Source organism: Variovorax sp. RTB1, from assembly GCF_035018765.1.
Lineage (GTDB): Bacteria > Pseudomonadota > Gammaproteobacteria > Burkholderiales > Burkholderiaceae_C > Variovorax.
In genome coordinates this window covers 123,644-141,909 of sequence record NZ_JASJXG010000001.1, presented here as the reverse complement: position 1 = coordinate 141,909, position 18,266 = coordinate 123,644, and the positions used below count along the sequence as shown (strand labels likewise).

At 64.4% G+C, this 18,266-nt stretch carries 15 protein-coding genes; 9 read left to right on the top strand and 6 right to left on the bottom strand.

Annotation, left to right across the window (positions count from 1 at the left end):
• Positions 1-66 precede the first annotated feature (66 nt).
• Positions 67-1,260, bottom strand: coding sequence for a YadA C-terminal domain-containing protein (locus QN397_RS00685; RefSeq protein WP_323499780.1), 1,194 nt, complete (start codon positions 1,258-1,260; stop codon positions 67-69).
• Positions 1,261-1,502: 242 nt separating this feature from the next.
• Entirely contained in the window at positions 1,503-3,827 is a 2,325-nt protein-coding gene (locus QN397_RS00680; RefSeq protein ID WP_323499779.1) for an ATP-binding protein, read from the bottom strand.
• Between the two features lie 120 nt (positions 3,828-3,947).
• On the opposite strand from QN397_RS00680, the gene QN397_RS00675 reads away from it, so the two are divergent.
• From QN397_RS00675 to QN397_RS00665, 3 genes are all read left to right on the top strand, one after another.
• Positions 3,948-5,147 carry a threonine ammonia-lyase gene (locus QN397_RS00675; RefSeq protein WP_323499778.1) on the top strand — a complete coding sequence of 400 codons (1,200 nt, stop codon included), beginning with the start codon at positions 3,948-3,950 and terminating at the stop codon, positions 5,145-5,147.
• 123 nt (positions 5,148-5,270) lie between these two features.
• Complete coding sequence (locus QN397_RS00670) at positions 5,271-5,423, top strand: hypothetical protein (protein ID WP_187053850.1); 153 nt, start codon at positions 5,271-5,273, stop codon at positions 5,421-5,423.
• A 158-nt stretch (positions 5,424-5,581) separates the two neighbouring features.
• The gene (locus tag QN397_RS00665) at positions 5,582-7,468 is read left to right on the top strand and encodes a phosphoenolpyruvate carboxykinase (GTP) (protein ID WP_323499777.1); all 1,887 of its coding nucleotides are present in this window, start codon (positions 5,582-5,584) and stop codon (positions 7,466-7,468) included.
• 94 nt (positions 7,469-7,562) lie between these two features.
• Here the strand turns inward: QN397_RS00665 and QN397_RS00660 are convergent, their stop codons facing one another.
• Positions 7,563-8,099, bottom strand: coding sequence for a hypothetical protein (locus tag QN397_RS00660; protein ID WP_323499776.1), 537 nt, complete (start codon positions 8,097-8,099; stop codon positions 7,563-7,565).
• Positions 8,100-8,207: 108 nt separating this feature from the next.
• Here QN397_RS00660 and QN397_RS00655 point away from each other — a divergent pair, with 108 nt between their 5' ends.
• Both QN397_RS00655 and QN397_RS00650 read left to right on the top strand, forming a co-directional pair.
• The gene (locus QN397_RS00655; protein WP_187053847.1) at positions 8,208-9,182 is read left to right on the top strand and encodes a LysR family transcriptional regulator; all 975 of its coding nucleotides are present in this window, start codon (positions 8,208-8,210) and stop codon (positions 9,180-9,182) included.
• Between the two features lie 288 nt (positions 9,183-9,470).
• Positions 9,471-10,289, top strand: coding sequence for a metallophosphoesterase (locus QN397_RS00650; protein WP_323499775.1), 819 nt, complete (start codon positions 9,471-9,473; stop codon positions 10,287-10,289).
• Here QN397_RS00650 and QN397_RS00645 read toward each other — a convergent pair.
• Positions 10,286-11,845 carry an alkaline phosphatase D family protein gene (locus QN397_RS00645; RefSeq protein ID WP_323499774.1) on the bottom strand — a complete coding sequence of 520 codons (1,560 nt, stop codon included), beginning with the start codon at positions 11,843-11,845 and terminating at the stop codon, positions 10,286-10,288. The genes QN397_RS00650 and QN397_RS00645 overlap by 4 nt on opposite strands.
• A gap of 52 nt (positions 11,846-11,897) precedes the next feature.
• Positions 11,898-13,481 (bottom strand): phospholipase D family protein, encoded by a 1,584-nt coding sequence (locus tag QN397_RS00640; RefSeq protein WP_323499773.1) that lies wholly within the window; start codon positions 13,479-13,481, stop codon positions 11,898-11,900.
• A gap of 150 nt (positions 13,482-13,631) precedes the next feature.
• Between QN397_RS00640 and QN397_RS00635 the strand changes: the two genes are divergently transcribed.
• Positions 13,632-14,861, top strand: coding sequence for a nucleoside recognition domain-containing protein (locus QN397_RS00635; RefSeq protein ID WP_323499772.1), 1,230 nt, complete (start codon positions 13,632-13,634; stop codon positions 14,859-14,861).
• Between the two features lie 95 nt (positions 14,862-14,956).
• Positions 14,957-15,472 carry a flavin reductase family protein gene (locus tag QN397_RS00630; protein ID WP_323499771.1) on the top strand — a complete coding sequence of 172 codons (516 nt, stop codon included), beginning with the start codon at positions 14,957-14,959 and terminating at the stop codon, positions 15,470-15,472.
• A 74-nt stretch (positions 15,473-15,546) separates the two neighbouring features.
• Here the strand turns inward: QN397_RS00630 and QN397_RS00625 are convergent, their stop codons facing one another.
• Positions 15,547-16,260, bottom strand: coding sequence for an alpha/beta fold hydrolase (locus QN397_RS00625; protein WP_323499770.1), 714 nt, complete (start codon positions 16,258-16,260; stop codon positions 15,547-15,549).
• 165 nt (positions 16,261-16,425) lie between these two features.
• Between QN397_RS00625 and QN397_RS00620 the strand changes: the two genes are divergently transcribed.
• Positions 16,426-17,322, top strand: coding sequence for a DMT family transporter (locus QN397_RS00620; protein ID WP_323499769.1), 897 nt, complete (start codon positions 16,426-16,428; stop codon positions 17,320-17,322).
• Positions 17,319-18,254 (top strand): glutaminase, encoded by a 936-nt coding sequence (locus tag QN397_RS00615; RefSeq protein WP_323499768.1) that lies wholly within the window; start codon positions 17,319-17,321, stop codon positions 18,252-18,254. Before QN397_RS00620 ends, QN397_RS00615 begins: the two co-directional genes overlap by 4 nt.
• Positions 18,255-18,266: the final 12 nt, after the last annotated feature.

Below are 18,266 nucleotides of genomic sequence, written 5' to 3'. Positions count from 1 at the left end.
ACGCAAAAAAGCCCGGCAAGGCAATTGCCTTCCGGGCTTGAAACGACTGCACGCCGCTTCGGATTCTCACCAGGAAAACATGCCGCCCGCGCCGGCCGACACACGGCCGCCATTGCCGCTACCGACCGTGAACTTCAGTTGCAAAGATTCGGAGACACGCGCCGCGACGCCGAGCGCAAATGCAGAGCTGCCGTCGTAGTTGCCGACACCCAGGCCGACGCCCACCTTCTTGTCACGCTCGAGTGCTGGAATCGAAGCTGCAGCCACTGCAGATGCCACCCCTGAACTCGCGACCTTTCGGTTGTCGACGAGTTGCTGCTGCACCCTTGCATTGGTGCCGGACTGCAACGCATTTGTCTGCGCCTGGACCGCATTGATGTTGGCCTGATTCGTATTGAACGTCGACTGGCTGGCATTCGTCGTGGCCTGGTTGACGTTGACCGTCGCCTGCGCATCGGAGATTTGCTTGAGCTGACTTACGTTGGCTGCATCGGTACTCGCCACACCCGCTGCAACGCCACTGATGACGTTGTTGTTGTTGTTGATGCCGCTGGTCGACGTGACGCCCGCCACGCTCAAATTTCCGCCGATGGTGGCGTTCCCCGTGGTGCCGAGCGTGGTCGTCGAGAGATTGCCGTTGTTGGTGATGCCGTTGGTCGCTGTCGCGCCGCTCACGCTCAGGCTGCCAGCAGACACCAGCCCGCTTGCGATGAGCGAAGTGACGCCCGAGATGGCACCGGCGTTGGTGATGCCGCTGCCACCATTGTTGAAGCCACCGGCGTTCGTCATGCCACCGACGTTCGCGATTCCTGCCGCATTGGTCAGACCGAGGAACGTGTTTTGTCCTGTCGTGCCATCAGAAAACAGCCCGGTCGTCGCCATGAACGTCGTGCCATCGGACACGCCGACAAAGGTGCCTGAAGGCAGAGCCTGAAAGTGCGAGATCGTGTTGGTCGCGTTGTTCGTATAAGAGACGCTGCCCCCAGAAGCGCCCAACGACATGGACGTCACGTCGCCATTGATCTGCAGATGATCTGCTCGCGTAAACGCAGCTGTCGTCGTGACGACGCTGAGCCCGCCCGCCCCCAACACCGCGGTTTGCACTTGTGGCGTGCCCGAAGTAACGCCAGGCGTCGCGTTGGTGGACCCATAGGTCGTTGCTGCGGCGCCATCGTCGACGACGACATTGCTGAATTGGGCCGAAGCGCTTAGAGAGACGAATGCAGCGGCCAGCGCCGCGAGGCGAAACGAATGTTTCATTGTGATTTCCCTGAATATTTTTCTTGAGAGCCGGCCACGCAGACTGCGTTGCCGTGCTGCGCCGATGCTCGGGCTTGCACCCATTGGCCGGGGCGTCAGCGCGTTGATTGGCTCGGCATGCTCGTGCAAAAGAACACGAACTCCCGTGCAAACACGATTTCAAGTAGGGCGGCTACAACGGTTGGTTGTGACCCTGTCCGCGCGCCTAAACGGCGGTCGCAGATTTTCAGAAAACTTTTGCCTTACTGCACAAATCCGATACCCCGAGATTCACGCACTTCAGGCTTGATGCGGTGCTCCGCTTCGAGCTGATCCAGAAACTCAGCGGCTGAAAACTCAGCCGCCAAGATCTCGGTCTGCCGCTTGATCGCCGCGAAGTCACCCGGACACAACTGCGTGAGGTGCGCAAGGCGCTTGTGGATCTCCGGCGTCATCAGCGACGCATCGCCGGCGAGCGCCTCGGTCACGAACATGCGCTCCCGCTGCGTTGCCGTCAGCGGCATGAACTTGATCTTGAAGGTGAAGCGCCGCAACGCCGCCTGGTCGAGCCTTTCGAGCAGGTTGGTCGTGCACACGAAGATGCCATCGAAGCGCTCCATGCCCTGCAGCATTTCGTTGACTTCCGTCACTTCATAAGTCCGTTGCGCGCCGCGCCGATCTTGCAAAAAGCTGTCGGCCTCGTCTAGCAGCAGTACGGCCTTTTCAGCCTCGGCCTCTTTGAACATGGCCGCCATGTTCTGCTCGGTTTCACCGACGTACTTGCTCATCAGGTCACTGGCCTGCTTGATGATGAGCGGCCGGCCGATCGTCTTGGCGAGGTGCTCGGCCAGCGCCGTCTTGCCGGTGCCCGGCGCGCCGTAGAAGCACATCGTGCCGTGGCCCCGCGCCTTCAATGCCTCGACGATGCGCGGGATCTCGAACCGGGTTTCGACATTCAGCATGTCGAGGTCGTACGTGGTCACGCTGCGCCGGTTGCCAAGTGATTTGTCGAGCGTGCCCAATGCGAGGTCTGCATTTTTCAGCTGGCGTTCGATCAACGATTCGACCGAGGCATCGCCGGTTTTGGCGAGGCCTGCAAAGCGCACTGCGGTGCGAATCTGCGCTGGCGTGAGACCCTTGCGCTCGGCCAGTTTGGCGGTGAAGGCTTCAGAGACGATCACGCCTTCCAGCGTCTTTTTGATGAGTTGCTCACGCGCGCCGGGCGGTGGCGACTTGAGCTCGAGGTGGTACGCAAAGCGGCGCCGAAAGGCCGGGTCGATCTGCTCGATGCGGTTGGTGACCCACAGCGTCGGCACCGGGTTCGACTCGAGGATCTGGTTGACCCAGGCTTTGCCGCTGACGCTGCCGCTGGTGGACGACGACACTTGCTCGGCGCGCGCCATGAACTGCGCGGCCTCGGTGCTGATGGGCGGGAATACGTCTTCGACTTCGTCGAACAGCAAGGCGGCCTGCGCGCTGCCCTTGAGAAAGACCTGCGCAATCTGCAGCGACCGATAGCGGTCGCGGCCGCTCAACGAATTGCCGTCGCGGTCGGCGTACTCGACTTCGAAGAGTTCGAGCCCCGCAGCCTGCGCCACGACCTTGGCCAGCTCGGTCTTGCCGGTGCCGGGCGGCCCGTAGAGCAGCACGTTCACGCCGGGCTCCTTGCGCGCAACGGCAGCCTGCAGCAGCGTAACGAGCATCTGCGCGTCTTCCTGCACGAAAGAAAAGTCGTGCGGCGTGAGAGTGCTTTTGGACGATGGCCGGGTGAACACCGCCATCAGTTCGTTGTGGTCGCGGTACTCGCGCATCAATACCGGCGGCAGCTTTTCGCTGACCTTCATCAGGTCGGCCAGGTCGGTGATGTTGTGTTCGGAGATCAGGTTTTCGACCAGCCCGATGCGCTCCAGCCGTGAGCCCGCGCGCAACGCCTCGCCCACGTCGCTGGCGCTCACGCCCGCGATGTCGGCGATGGCGGCATAGGCCTCGGGCGCATTGTTGACCTTGAACTCGACGAGCAGCGAGCGCAGGTCGCGCTGATAACGTGCCAAGGTGCCGTAGAGCAGCAGGGCGCGCTCGGCCTTGTTCAGTTGCAGCAGGCCGGCCAGCGCCTCGATGTTTTTCTCGACCAGCGTCGATTGCTTGCGCAACGCATGCGTCAGCCAGTCGCGCGTGACCGACAGCACCGACAGCAGATCCTTCGGCTGGTCCTTTGCGTATTCGTCGAGATAGAAGAAGAGCGTGCCTTCTTCGTAGGGGCCGCGCCACATGCCGTGGCGTTCGAGCAGCGTTCGCCCATCGAGCGTTTCGACGCCCTTCCAGGCTTCGTTGCCGGCGCAGCGTCGGCCCAGAAATTCGCCCAGGCGCTTGAGCACCGTTTCGGGCCAGACCAAGTGGCGACCGGTCAGCGAAAGCAGTCCATTGAGGTCGCGCCGCACGTTGAAACGCGGTCCCTGCTTGGCCGCGAGCGTGAGCACGAAATGCGAGCACATCAGCTCCAGCACCGGCGCTTCCTTTAGCCCGGGGGACGGCAATGCCTGCCCGCGCACGGCAGCAGCCACCACATCGACCCCGGAACGCTTGACCATCGGACAATCTCCAGCTAGCAAAAGGAAACCCACGCAAACCATAACGCAGACCTCCGGATTGGGGAAGACTTGGGAAGAGTAAAAACCCTAGCGTTTGCGATCCCGTCCACAATCTCTCACATGGTTGGCATCGAAGACATCCGGCGAGCTGCGGCGCGCCTGCAAGGACAATTGCTCGACACCCCGTGCGTCGAGTCACGCACGTTGTCGGAGATCGTCGGCGCGCAGGTGTTTCTCAAGTTCGAGAATCTGCAGTTCACTTCATCGTTCAAGGAGCGGGGCGCCTGCAACAAGCTGGTCGACCTGTCCGACAGCGGCGTAAGGGGCGTGGTGGCGATGTCGGCCGGCAATCATGCGCAGGGCGTGGCGTACCACGCGCAGCGGCTCGGGATGCGCGCATTGATCGTCATGCCGCGCTTTACGCCGGGCGTGAAAATCGAGCGCACGCGGGGTTTCGGCGCTGAAGTCGTGCTGCACGGCGACACGCTCGAGGCAGCTCGGGCCCATGCTTACGAGTTGGCGGAAAGCGAAGGCCTGTCGTTCGTGCATCCGTACGACGACGAAGCCATCATCGCGGGCCAGGGCACGGTGGCACTCGAAATGCTGGCATCCGTGCCAGACCTCGACATGCTGGTCATCTCGGTCGGCGGCGGCGGGCTCATTGCCGGCATGGCGGTGGCGGCCAAGGCGATCCAGCCCGGGATCGAGATCGTCGGCGTGCAGACGACACGCTTCCCGGCCATGGTCAACGCGATCCAGGGCACGCACTACGCGCAGGGCAGGAGCACGATCGCCGAGGGCATCGCGGTGGGTACGCCCGGCGTGCTGACGCAAGCGATTGTCGCAACGCATGTCGACGACTTGCTGCTGGTCGACGAAGGCGACATCGAGCAAGCCGTGCTGATGCTGCTCGAAATCGAAAAGACACTGGTCGAAGGCGCGGGCGCTGCAGGGTTGGCCGCGATGATCCGGCATCCGGAGCGCTTCAAGGGCAAGCGCGTCGGGCTGGTGCTGTCGGGCGGCAATATCGATCCGCTGCTGCTGGCGGCCATCATCGAACGCGGCATGGTGCGCGCCGGTCGACTCGCTCGTGTGCGGGTGAGCGCACGCGATGTGCCGGGATCGCTTGCCGAGATCACGGCCACTGTCGCGGAAGCGGGTGCTAACGTCGACGAAGTGCATCACCAACGCGCCTTCACCATGCAGGCGGCGCAGAACGTCGATGTCGAACTGGTGTTGCAGACCCGCGGTCGGCCTCACCTGGCCAGCGTGCTCGATGCACTCCATGCGGCCGGTTTCGAGGCCGAAGAGCAGCACTGAGCGTCTTCGCTATGCGCGACAAGCAGGTGTCGCGAAGGTGCAGGCGCTGGCAAGCACCTACACCGCATAAAGGCCCGTCGCCGGTAAAATGGGACCAGTTTTTAGGTCCTCCGAGGTAATTCAATGTCCACCCCCACCCCTGTCGATCCAGGCCACGCGGCCGCCGTCGAACACGACGCTGTCGAGTCGATCGTGCCGATGATGCCCATCGTGCTGCCGCTTGCCGGCGCCGTGCTGATGCTGCTGCTGGCGTCCATCGCCGTCTTCCTGGCCTGACAGCGCTTCGCGCTGTTGTCTGCGGGCGGTGCGGCCCGCGTCGATGCACTCTTAAAAAAAGAAACGTTTTCTCAGACGGTTTTTGCGCCGGTGCCTTCTGTTGATGCGCCTCGCCAAGTCCCGTTCGAAAAGACGATTTTCAACTTAGGAGACTTCCGATGAACGCACCCGTGATGCAGGGCCTGAATACTCAGGCACCCTCGTACGTAAAAAACGCCAAGCTAATCGCCTGGGTCGCCGACATGGCCACCTTGTGCAAGCCAGACGCCATTCACTGGTGCGACGGCAGCAAAGAAGAATACGACCGCCTCTGCCAGCAACTGGTCGACGCCGGCACCTTCAAGAAACTCAACCCCGCCAAACGGCCCAACTCTTTCCTCGCCAACTCCGACCCGGTCGATGTGGCCCGTGTCGAAGACCGCACCTACATCTGCTCGGCCAAAAAGGAAGAAGCCGGCCCGACCAATAACTGGATGGCACCGGCTGAAATGCGCACGACGCTGCAACCGCTATTCGACGGCTGCATGAAGGGCCGCACGATGTACGTCGTGCCGTTCTCGATGGGCCCTTTGGGTTCGCCGATTGCGCATATCGGCATCGAGCTGTCCGACTCGCCCTATGTCGCGGTCAACATGAAGATCATGACGCGCATGGGCAAGGCCGTGTACGACGTGCTGGGTGCCGATGGCGAGTTCGTTCCCTGCGTGCACACGGTAGGCGCGCCGCTCCAAGCCGGGCAGAAGGACGTGGCCTGGCCCTGCAACACGACCAAGTACATCGTTCATTACCCCGAGACACGCGAGATCTGGAGCTACGGCTCGGGCTACGGCGGCAATGCGTTGCTCGGCAAGAAATGCTTCGCGCTGCGCATCGCTTCGACCATGGGCCGCGAGGAAGGATGGTTGGCTGAACACATGCTCATTCTTGGCGTGACGAATCCCGAGGGCAAGAAGTACCACGTGGCCGCGGCCTTCCCCAGTGCGTGCGGCAAGACCAACTTTTCGATGCTGGTGCCGCCCGCCGGCTTCGAAGGCTGGAAGGTCACGACCATCGGCGACGACATCGCCTGGATCAAGCCCCAGGCAGACGGCTCACTGCGCGCCATCAACCCTGAAGCCGGCTATTTCGGCGTGGCCCCGGGCACCAACATGCTGACCAATCCCAACTGCATGCGCAGCCTGAACGACGGCGTGATCTTCACGAACGTCGCGCTGACCGACGATGGCGACGTGTGGTGGGAAGGCCTGGAGCAGGACGCGCCCGGCAAGGCGTTGCCGGCGCACCTGATCGACTGGCAGGGCAAGGACTGGACGCCCGCCATCGCAACGGAAACCGGTGTCGGTGGCAAGCTCAAGCCCGCTGCGCATCCGAATGCGCGCTTCACTGTCGCCGCGACCAACAACCCTGCGCTCGACGAAGCTTGGGACGACCCGAAGGGCGTGCCGATCGACGCCTTCATCTTCGGCGGCCGTCGCTCGACGACGGTGCCGCTGGTGACCGAAGCGCGCAACTGGGTGGAAGGCGTGTACATGGCTGCCACGATGGGTTCGGAAACCACGGCCGCAGCGACCGGCCAGGCCGGCGTGGTGCGCCGCGACCCATTCGCGATGCTGCCGTTCATGGGCTACAACATGAGCGACTACTTCCAGCATTGGCTCGATCTGGGCAAAAAGCTCAAAGCATCGGGGGCATCGTTGCCGAAAATCTACACGACCAATTGGTTCCGCAAAGGCGCAGACGGCAAGTTCGTCTGGCCCGGCTACGGCGAGAACATGCGCGTGCTTAAGTGGATGATCGACCGCATCGAAGGCAAGGCAGGGGAAGGCGTGGCGCACATCACAGGGGTGAGCCCGCGCTACGAAGACCTGAACTGGACTGGGCTCGATTTCAGCGCCGCGCAGTTCGACACCGTGACCAGCATCGACAAGGCCGCCTGGCTTGCGGAGCTGAAGCTGCACGATGAGCTGTTCACCCAGCTGGCGCACCATCTGCCTGCGGAATTGCCGGCGACCAAGGCAGCGATCGAAAAGCGGCTGGCGGCGTGATCACTCGTTAGCCCATAGAAAAAGCCGCCCTCGGGCGGCTTTTTCTTCGTTGGCACAGGAAGCGAAACGCCGAAGTGCCCGGCGTATGCCTGTCTCAGTAGTAGCGCGACAGGTTATGGCTGACCAGAACCTGGTGCAGCGACGGCGTGCGGCGGGTTTGCTGGGCGCGAACCACGGCGTCGACCTTTGCGGATGCTACCAATGGCAGCTCTCCGTCGGCCTGCTGGCGCGTGATGGCAGCTTGCAGTTCCTTCAGTACGCGGGGGTCGTACGAGGCATGCGCCAGAAAGCGCTCATCGGCCAGAGCGCTGGCGCGGCGCTGAGCCATACCGCGCCAGGCGGTGGCGATGCGGCTCGTCGTCGGGCCGATCTTGTTGGCGCTCAACGCGATCACGCCAAAAGCGATGGCGCACAGCGAGATCCAGGCGGCCATCCAGCCGGCATCGAATTCGTGCGTGGTGAGTTGGGTAGACACAGCGAGCAGCACGACGCCGGCAGCGATCAACAAGCGAAAGGCAAGGCCGAAGCGCGTCACGCCTTGGCCGGCATTGCGGATGTTATCGAAGGCGGCGGTAGCGCGGTTCAGGCCGGCGTGCTGCGAGGGTTGGTCGACATGGACGAAAGAAGTCATGGTGCTCCTCCTAAGGAACGGGTGTGGCGTGAGCCGATGCATTGATATTAGGGTTTGCCCTACTGCTTCGCCACTTTATCTTCTTGATGTTTATCATTCACGCCACTGATGGACGTTAACTTCCGCACACTCGATCTGAACTTGCTTCGCGTTTTCGACGAAGTGATGGCGGAGCGCAACCTCACGCGAGCGGCCCGCAACCTCGCCATCACCCAGCCGGCCGTCAGCAACTCGCTCCGGCGCCTGCGCGACGTGCTCGGCGACGAGCTGGTGCGTCGCTCCGGTGCCGGAGTGGAACCAACGGCTCGCGCCCTGGCGCTGTGGCCCACCGTGCGCGATGCATTGCGTCAGCTGCAACACACACTCGCACCGGGCGAATTCGACAGCAGCACATCCGACACCACATTTCTGCTGGCCATGGCCGACGCCACCGCCGCCGAGCTCATGCCGGGCCTGGTGCGGATCGCGGAACTGGAAGCGCCCGGCATCTCATTGCGGGTGTTGCCGCTCACGACGCGCGACCCGCGGGGCTTGCTTGAGCACGAGGAGGCCGACATGGCGATCGGCTATTTTCCGGCGGTCACCGCCAGCCTGGCGGCGCGCAGCCAGTCGGGCGTCGGCGTGCCGTTCGAAACGCAACGGCTCTATGTGGGTCAATACGTGTGCGTGATGCGGCGCGACCATCCGCTGGCCGCCAGCCCGCTCACGCTGGACGCCTACTGTGCCGCACGGCATCTGCTGGTGAGTTTCTCGGGCCGGCCGTACGGATTCGTCGACCAGACGTTGGGCGCCCTGGGCCGCGAACGACGCATCGCCGTCACGGTGAACCAGTTCTTTACCGCGGGTCGTGTCGTCGCAGGCTCCGATTTGCTGACGGTGCTACCGCGCCACTTCGTCAACGTCACCGGGGTGGACGAGCGATTGGTGATGCGCGACCTGCCGTTCGACCAGCCGCTGGTGCATGTCGATGCGGTGTGGCATCGGCGCGCGCAGCACATCCATGCGCACGAGTGGCTGCGGGATGCTTTGTTGCGGTCGGCCGCAGCGGCGTTCGCAACATCGGTACTCAGCGGACGACGCTGAGCCAGGCGCTAGCTGCGACGCGCAGCTCTTGTGCCTGGCGGGCGTCGCTACCGGCACGGCTGCCAGCGCTTTCCATCAACACGGCAGCCAGGCTTTCGGGCGCAGCGCTGGCGCTGGTTTGGAGGAGCGAACGAACGAACGTGGCTGAAAAGGCAAATAGACTAAACATGACATTGCGCGGCCTGGGGCGGCGCTTGAGTAGATAGAGAAGAATGATAAGGGTTATCCCTTAGATATCCAGAGCGACCTTATGCGCGCTCTGCATAGCATCATGGAAACCGATCGACGATGAAACTGCAGTTGCTCTCAGATTTGCACATCGAGTCCCACCCCCGCCTCCAGATTGCACCGGCGCCGGGCGCCGACCTGCTCGTGTTGGCCGGCGATGTCGGCTCGTACCAGGAAGGCTCGCGGCTGACCGCGCCGGACTTCGGGCTCACACGCTTTTCTCCGCTGCATGGCTGGCCGGTGCCTGTCTTGTATGTGCCTGGCAACCACGAATACGACAACGCCGATTTCGACGCCACGCATGCGCGGCTGCGCGAACTTTGCGGGGTACTCGGCATCCAGTGGCTCGAGCGCGAAACTTTGGTGATCGATGGCGTTCGTTTTGTCGGCACCACCCTCTGGGCTGATTTCGATGCCTTGGTCGAACCGTCGGACGGCCTGGCTCAGGCGCTCAAGAAGCGAGGCAAAGCGATGCGCGCTGCCGACTTCTACTTGAGAAAGGCCGCCACTACGCGCGGCGGTCAGCCCTTCATGTCCGGCCTGTTGAGAGAGCACTCACTTACGTGTCAAGCTTGGCTGCGCAAAGCCTTGTCTGGACCGTTTGACGGCCCCACGGTCGCTGTCACCCACTTCGCGCCGACGCTCGCCAGCGCCGACCCGCGTTATGGCCTCGCACCCGGCACCGCTGGCTTCTGCAATTCCCTGGATGGACTGTTGCCGCTCACCGACCTCTGGCTGCACGGGCATCTGCACTGCGCTTTCGACTACGTCGAGGACGGCTGCCGGGTGGTCGCCAATCCCCTGGGTTACCGAAGCAAGGGGGAGCAGGATGCGTTTCGACCGGACATGCTGATCACCGTGCCCAAGCAGCCTCGTTAAGCCGCTTCGATCCCGGCACGGTCTGCCAGCACAGTGAACGCCGCCTGCCGGCTGAACACCGCATCGGCCGCCACCGGATGTGCGGTCGCCCTGAACTCGCATTGCAACGCATCGGGACGCAAATCGAGCAATGCCCAGCCACGCTCGTCGCCGCGGGCATGCAGCACGTCCGGGTTGTCGCGGCGCATGCGCGCCATGGCGGCCTGGCTGGCTCCGCGTGAGGTCAACGAGCCGCCGACGAACTCGGTCGCGACGATCGGCGAGGCTGAATCGTTAGGCACCACGCGCAGGTTGGCGGCAGCATGGCGATGCACGTCGCCGCCGAGCGCGACGACATTGCGCACGCCGGCCTCCGCGATGCCCTGCAGCAAGCGGCGGCGCGCCGCCGGATATCCATCCCAGCCGTCGGTCCAGACGCTGCGGCCTTGCGGCGTGTCGGCGCTCGTGGCGCTGATCTGCGTCTGCTGTCCGATCAGCTTCCAGCGACGCGCCGCCCCCGCGAGGCCAGCCGCCAGCCATTGCTCCTGCTCAGCGCCGAGCATGGTGCGTGACGCGTCTTCGAGCTCGGCGCAGCCGGTCACGCTGCGGCCGTTGTCGCGATGCGAATCGGGGCAAGCGTGGTGGCTGCGGTGCTGGCGGGAATCGAGCGTCCAGATGTCGGCCAGCCGGCCCCATGTAAACCGGTCGTGGATCTGCATGGCCGCGCCCTGCGGCGGAACCGACAGCGGCATGTGTTCGAAGTAAGCGCGATAGGCCGCAGCCCGACGCTGCAAAAACTGCGCGGGATCGGTGTACGCCGGATCGCGATCGTCGGCGTAGTCGTTGACCACCTCGTGATCGTCCAGCGTCACGATCCACGGATGCGCGGCGTGCGACGCCTGCAGGTCGGCGTCGCTTTTGTAGAGCGCATGCCGCGCCCGGTATTGGGGCAGCGTGTGCGGCGTCCAGCTGCCGTGCTGCCGCACGGTGTAGGCCGGGCTGCTGCCCTCGTAGATGTAGTCGCCGACGAACATCACGAAGTCGAGATCGCGCTGCGCGATCTCGCGGTGCGCCGCGAAGAAACCTTGCTCCCAATGCTGGCACGAGGCCAGGGCGAAACGGAGGCGTTGCACCTCGGCATCGGCTGCCGGCGCAGTGCAGGTACGCCCGACCGTGCTCACCGCATTGCCGCATGTGAAGCGGTACCAGTAACTGCGCCCCGGCGCGAGCCCGTCGGCGCGCACATGCACGCTGTGCGCTCGTGACGGCCAGGCCATGACCTCGCCGCTTCGCATCGGTTGCCGAAGCGCCTCGTCGCCGAAGATTTCGTAGCGCACCGGGCACTCGGCTTCGGCATTCCAGCCGGATTCGGTTGCCGCATCCGGTAGCAAGCGTGTCCACAAAACGACGCTGTCGGGCCGCGGCTGGCCGCTCGCCACGCCGAGCGAAAACGGATTGCCCTGCCAGCGCGGCGCACTCACCGCGCCTGCCGCACGTGTTGTCTTCGGCCGCACTCCCCAAGCGCCCAGGGCCAGCCAGAGAGCGGCCCGATTCAAATCACGACGGCGCAAATTCATCGCCCGGATTGTGCGGCGCCGCGAATTGTGAAAAGCAGGCGAAACGAAGCGCCTAAAGCAGGTCTTCCCCCACGATCGGCAGCAACAGCCAGTTCTTGAAGCGCAGCCACAGGAACTCGCCCGGCACGTCTTCATGAACGATGTCGCCGCCCTGGTCGTCGTACTCGACCCACTGCGCGCGGCGGCCATCGGGCGTCAGGCGCAGGCGGTAGCCGAGGTCGTCGGTGCGCGGGCCGGTCACGAGCTTGTTGTACTCCTCGACCATCGGCGGGCTGTCGATGACCAGCCCGAGTTCGGTGTTGACCGCGGCGGATCGATGGTCGAGATTCATCGAGCCCACGAACATGCGCGAGTCGTCGATCATCGCGAGCTTGGCGTGCAGCCGGCTGATCGATTTGCCGAAATCACCGAAGCGCTTGTTGAAGGTGTAGCGCGGCGCGATCTCGTAGATCGTCACGCCGACCTTCAGCATGTCGGCCCGGTATCGCTCGTAGCCCGCGTAGGCCAGCGGCTCGTCGGTCGAGCCGAGCGAGTTGGTGACCACCACCACGCTGACGTTGGCGTCGATCTGCTTGCGCATCATCGCCATGCCGATCGGCCCGGGAATGAAGTACGGCGAAGCAATGACCACTTTCTTCTTCGCGGTGTCGATCACGCCCAACGCCCCTTCGGTCACGCTGCCGCGAAACGCCGCGTTACGGTCGCGCGTGATCTTGTCGGGGTTGTCCGCGAAGAGATGCGCCGTGGCCCTGCGGCGATCGATCCTGCCGGTCAGCAGTTCTTCGCCCAATGGCGATTTCTCGAGCACGTCGCGCGGCCGCAGCGGCACGTCGGGCACAGCGGTGCGCGCCAGTTCGTCGAAGCGGTGCTGCGCCTCGTCTTTCGAGACGGTGAGCGGGGCGATGGTCTCGATCGGCCAAACGTGCGAGCTGTTCCAGTACATGTCGAACGCCTTCGACATGTCGTGCACGATCGGCCCGCTCGACACCACGTCCATGTCGATGAAGTTCGCCTCGGTGCTGCGCATGAAGTACTCGTTGGCGATATTGCGACCGCCCGACACAGCGAAGCTGTTGTCGGCCACCAGCAGCTTGTTGTGCATGCGATGGTTGATGCGGTCGAAATCGAAGATCGACAAGGCCAGCCGGGCCGGCAGCGAACTCACCCGCGACGGCAACGGATTGAACAACCGCACCTCGACATTGGGGAACGCAGCGAACGAAGCGAACAACTCGTCTTCTCCGCCGGTGTAGAGGTCGTCGATCAACAGCCGCACGCGCACGCCCCGCTCCGCCGCCTCGCGCAGCTCTCTCAGCAGGAGCAGTCCGACGTCGTCGTTGTTGATGAGGTAATACTGAACGTCGAGCGACTTCTCCGCATTGCGCGCCAGCGAGATGCGCGCGTCGAAAGCGAAGGCCGCCTCGGGCAACAGGCGGAACCCGGAGAACGGCGAGCCGTCGGGCGCCACGGGGGGTGCTCCTTGCGCCGCCAGCTTGGCAAGCGTCGTCTTCGCGACGTCGGTGATGGCGTAGCTCGGTGTGTTCGGCACGGCTGGCGGCAGCGTGAAGCACCCGCCGAGCAAAAGGGTCGCCAGCGCAAGGAGGCCACTGGCGAAATGTCGTGGGGAAAACTGCATGGGCGAACTGTAGTGAGGAACTGCGGCCTGTGCGCGCCGCCATCGAGTCACCCTCAATCGTCTTGAATTCCTTCTCCTGAGTCCGCCGTGAACATCTCTGGGTCTGGCTCGGGCCGCCTCTATCATCGGCCGGCATCGAGAAGGACGCGCGTGCTCAACGGGTTGTGGCTGGGGTTTTTCGTGGTGGCGGCGCTGGCCGCCTTCGGGCGCTGGCTCATCGGCGGCGATGCGGCCGTGTTCGCAGCGCTGGTCGAGAGCCTGTTCGCGATGGCGCGGTTGTCGGTCGAGGTGATGGTGCTGCTGTTCGGTACGCTGACCTTGTGGCTCGGCTTCTTGCGCATCGCCGAGGCAGCGGGGCTGGTCGCTGCACTGGCCCGCGCGCTCGGGCCGCTGTTCCGGAGGCTCATGCCGGAAGTGCCGGCAGGCCATCCGGCGCTGGGACTCATCACGATGAACTTCGCGGCCAACGCGCTCGGCCTGGACAACGCGGCCACGCCGATCGGCCTGAAGGCGATGCGCGAGTTACAGACGCTCAACCCGAGCACGACCACGGCCAGCAATGCGCAGATCCTGTTCCTGGTGCTGAACGCATCGTCACTCACGCTGCTGCCGGTAACGATCTTCATGTACCGCGCGCAGCAGGGCGCGGCCGACCCGACGATGGTCTTTTTGCCGATCTTGCTGGCCACGAGCGCATCGACGCTGGTCGGCCTGCTGTCGGTCGCAGTGGTGCAGCGCCTGCGGCTGTGGGATCCGGTGGTGCTGGCCTATCTGTTGCCGGGCGCGCTGCTGCTGGGCGGCTTCATGGCGCTGCTCGGCACGCTTTCGGCGGCGGCCATCGCGTCGCTGTCGTCGCTGCTCGGCAACCTCGTGCTGTTCTGCATCATCCTGATCTTCGTCGTGGCCGGGGCGCTGCGTCGTGTGAAGGTCTACGAATGTTTTGTCGAAGGCGCGAAAGAAGGCTTCGACATCGCGAAGAACCTGCTGCCTTACCTGGTCGCCATGCTGTGCGCCGTAGGGGTGCTGCGTGCCTCGGGCGCGCTCGACATCGTGCTCGGCGGGCTGCGCTGGCTGGTGACGGCCGGCGGCCTGGACGCACGCTTCGTCGATGCGCTGCCGACCGCGCTGGTCAAGCCTTTTTCAGGCAGCGCGGCACGGGCGATGCTGATCGAGACCATGAAAAGCCAGGGCGTCGACAGCTTTCCGGCGCTGGTCGCCGCAACCATTCAGGGCAGCACCGAGACCACGTTCTACGTGCTGGCGGTGTACTTCGGCGCGGTCGGCATCCAACGCGCGCGCCATGCGGTGGCTTGTGCACTGCTGGCGGAACTGGCCGGCGTGGTCGCGGCGATCGCGGTCTGCTACTGGTTCTTCGGCTAGTCGCCTTTGCGTGCGAACAGGCGCTTCGACGACAGCGAGGCGCCATGCGATCGGCCAGAATAGCTCTCTTCTTTTCGACGACTGCTCAGCCAGTGATGCCAGTGACCCTCCCCGCCCAGGCGCAAGCGCCCTCTTTCTCGGTCGACGAGTTCCGGAACGCGCTGGGCATGTTCGCCACCGGCGTAACCATCGTCACCGCGCGCGCGGCCAACGGCACGCTGGTCGGGCTCACGGCCAACAGCTTCAACTCGGTCTCGCTCGATCCGCCGCTGGTGCTCTGGAGCCTGGCGCTGAGCGCATCGTCGATGCCGGCCATCAGCGCCGGATCGCACTACACCATCAACATCCTCGCGGCGAATCAGAAGGCGCTGGCCCAACGCTTCGCGACCAAGAATATCGACCGCTGGGCCGATGTCGCGTTCACCGAAGGGCTGAGTGGCGCCCCCGTGCTGGTGGGTGCGGCAGCGAGCTTCGAATGCTTCAACCGCAGCCGCTACGACGAAGGCGATCACATCATCTTCGTCGGCGAAGTGGAGCGCTGCACGCACAACGTGGGCGCGTCGCCGTTGCTGTATCACGGCGGGCGCTTCTATACCGAGCACCCTCTTTAGCCAGCGCAGGCTGGTGGCGCGCGGCCTGGGCATAGGGCAGGTTTGGACTGGTCTGGCCGATGCCGGGGCCCGGCCTACTGCGCCCTACCCAACCAATCGACCATGGCCTGCGTCACCTCGTCAGGTCGCTCCAGCGGTGCCATATGCCCGCACGTCTCGATCACGACCAGCCGGGCGCCGGGAATCATTGCGGCCATTTCCTCGCTGAGCGCGAGGGGCGTGGTCAGATCTTCGCGACCGCACATCACCAGAACAGGGCACCGAATATCTGGGAGCGTGGGCCGGCTGTCGATGCGCAGCATGGCCGCTTGTTGCTGCCGCACGAATCCTTCGACGCCGACGGCCCGAGCCATGTCCGTGAACAGGTCGATCAGTTCGTCATCGTGCGCCCGCGAAGGGTGGATGACGCGAGGGAGAAAGGCCGCCGTCACCGCGCCAAAGTTGGCCGGCGCAGCGCCCACGGCAGCGATCATTCGCCGACGCATGTCGGTCGATTCCGGCGTGTCCGAACGGGCGCCCGTGTCGACCAACGCCAGCGCTGCGATCCGGTCGGGTGCCTGCCGGAGCATCTCCAGAGCGACATAACCGCCGAGCGAAAACCCCGCCAGTGCAAAGCGCGGACCGGGGGCGCTCGCCAGAGCAGCAGAGGCCATCTCGTGCACGCTGCCGTACGCCGTGATGTCGGCGATGCACACTTCGCGGTCCGGCGCGAGGGCCTCCTGCTGGTGCTTCCAGACGCGTTCGTCGTTCATCAGGCCGGGGATGGCTAACAAGGGCAGAGGGGTCATGATTGATCAGGTGGTTGAGGTGAAGGATGCATTCCGGCCCACTCTAGCCCCCAACTGCTCGGTGGCCTATGCCCAGTCGAGACGCACGCTCGGCGTGCATACCCCGCGGAGCCCCATGCCGATGGGTTTATCTTCACGTTTCCAGACAGCGACCCGCCCCTCCGAATGATCGAACGCAAAACCCACCTAGACACCCTCGCCATCACTCTGCTCATCGTCTGCTGCGCCACGTGGGGCGGGCAGCAGATTCTCATCAAGACGACCGTCGCGGAAGTCCCGCCGTTGTGGCAAGCCTCGATCCGCACGTCCGGCGCCGTACTGCTGTTATGGCTCTGGTGCCGGTGGCGCGGCGTACCGCTGTTCCGGCGCGACGGCACCCTGGGCGCGGGCCTGCTGGCAGGCTTGCTCTTCACCGGCGAGTTCATCGGCATCTACATCGGGCTGCAGAACACCTCTGCCTCCCGCCTTACCGTGTTCCTCTATACAGCGCCGTTCTGGGTCGCCTTGCTGCTGCCGCGCTGGGTGCCGTCAGAGCGCATGCGCGCGCTGCAATGGACCGGGCTGGCCATCGCATTCGCGGGCGTCGTGCTGGCTTTCAGCGAGAGCTTCGGCCACAGCACATCGGCCCAGTTGCGGGGCGACGCGCTGGGCCTTGCAGCCGGCATGCTGTGGGGTCTGACGACGCTGGCGCTGCGCACGACGAAGCTCGCAACCGCAAGCCCCGAGAAGACGCTGTTCTATCAAGTCGGCGTAGCGGCCATCGTGTGCCCTATCGTCTCGATGGCGCTCGGTGAGCACTGGAGCCTGAGCTATTCGACATGGGCCTGGAGTTCCATTGCAGTGCAGACCATCGTCGGCGCCTTCGCGACCTACCTGGCGTGGATGTGGATGCTGCGGCACTACCCCGCCACGCAAATGTCGTCGTTCAGCTTTTTGACGCCGCTCTTCGCACTGGTGTTCGGCGTGGTGTTGCTCGGCGAAGCGTTGACGCTGCAACTGGTGCTCGCACTGGTGGGCGTGGCGGCGGGCATCGTGCTGGTGAACCGGAGATCGCTGCGATGAACTACCAAGCCGTGCTCGAAGACATCGTGACCACGCTGCGCCCCTTTCTCGGGGCGGACGGCAAGGTGGCCAGCTACATACCGGCGCTCGCGTGCATCGACCCGAAGCAACTCGGCATCGCGCTGCATACGTGCAACGGCGAAGAAGCCGCGGCCGGCGACAGCGCGACACCGTTCTCGATCCAGAGCGTGTCCAAGGTGTTCACGCTCACACTTGCCATGCAGCGCCTCGGCGACGCGCTGTGGGAGCGCATCGGCCGCGAGCCTTCGGGCAGCGCTTTCAACTCGCTGGTGCAGCTCGAGAACGAACAGGGCAAGCCGCGCAACCCGTTCATCAATGCCGGTGCCATCGCAGTGGCAGACCGGCTGGTGAGCCACGTCCAGGGCAAGGGAAACCGCGGCAGCGCCAAGGCGGACATCCTGGCGCTGGTGTCCAGCCTGTGCGGCGAGCCGATCGAGTTCGATGCGGAAGTGGCGGCTTCAGAGGCCGCGACCGGTTACCGCAACATCGCGCTGGCCAACTTCATGAAGAGCTTCGGCAAGCTCGACAACGACGTGGAGGCAGTGCTCGACACCTACTTTCACCAGTGCGCCATTCGCATGAATTGTCAGCAACTGGCGCGCGCCGCCGGCTTCCTGTGCTGCGATGGCGCGCATCCGTTCGAGCAGGATTCCGAGGTCACCAACGAGCGGCAAACGCGGCGCATCAACGCGCTGATGCTGACCTGCGGCACCTACGACGCGGCCGGCGACGTGGCCTTCAACATCGGCCTGCCCTGCAAGAGCGGCGTGGGCGGCGGCATCGTCGCGGTGGTGCCCGACCGGCTCACGCTCGCGGTGTGGTCGCCGGCGCTCGACGCCACCGGTAACTCCCTGCTCGGCATGAAGGCGCTGGAACTGTTCGTCGCCAAGACGGGGTTGTCGGTGTTCTGACTTTTCAGGCAG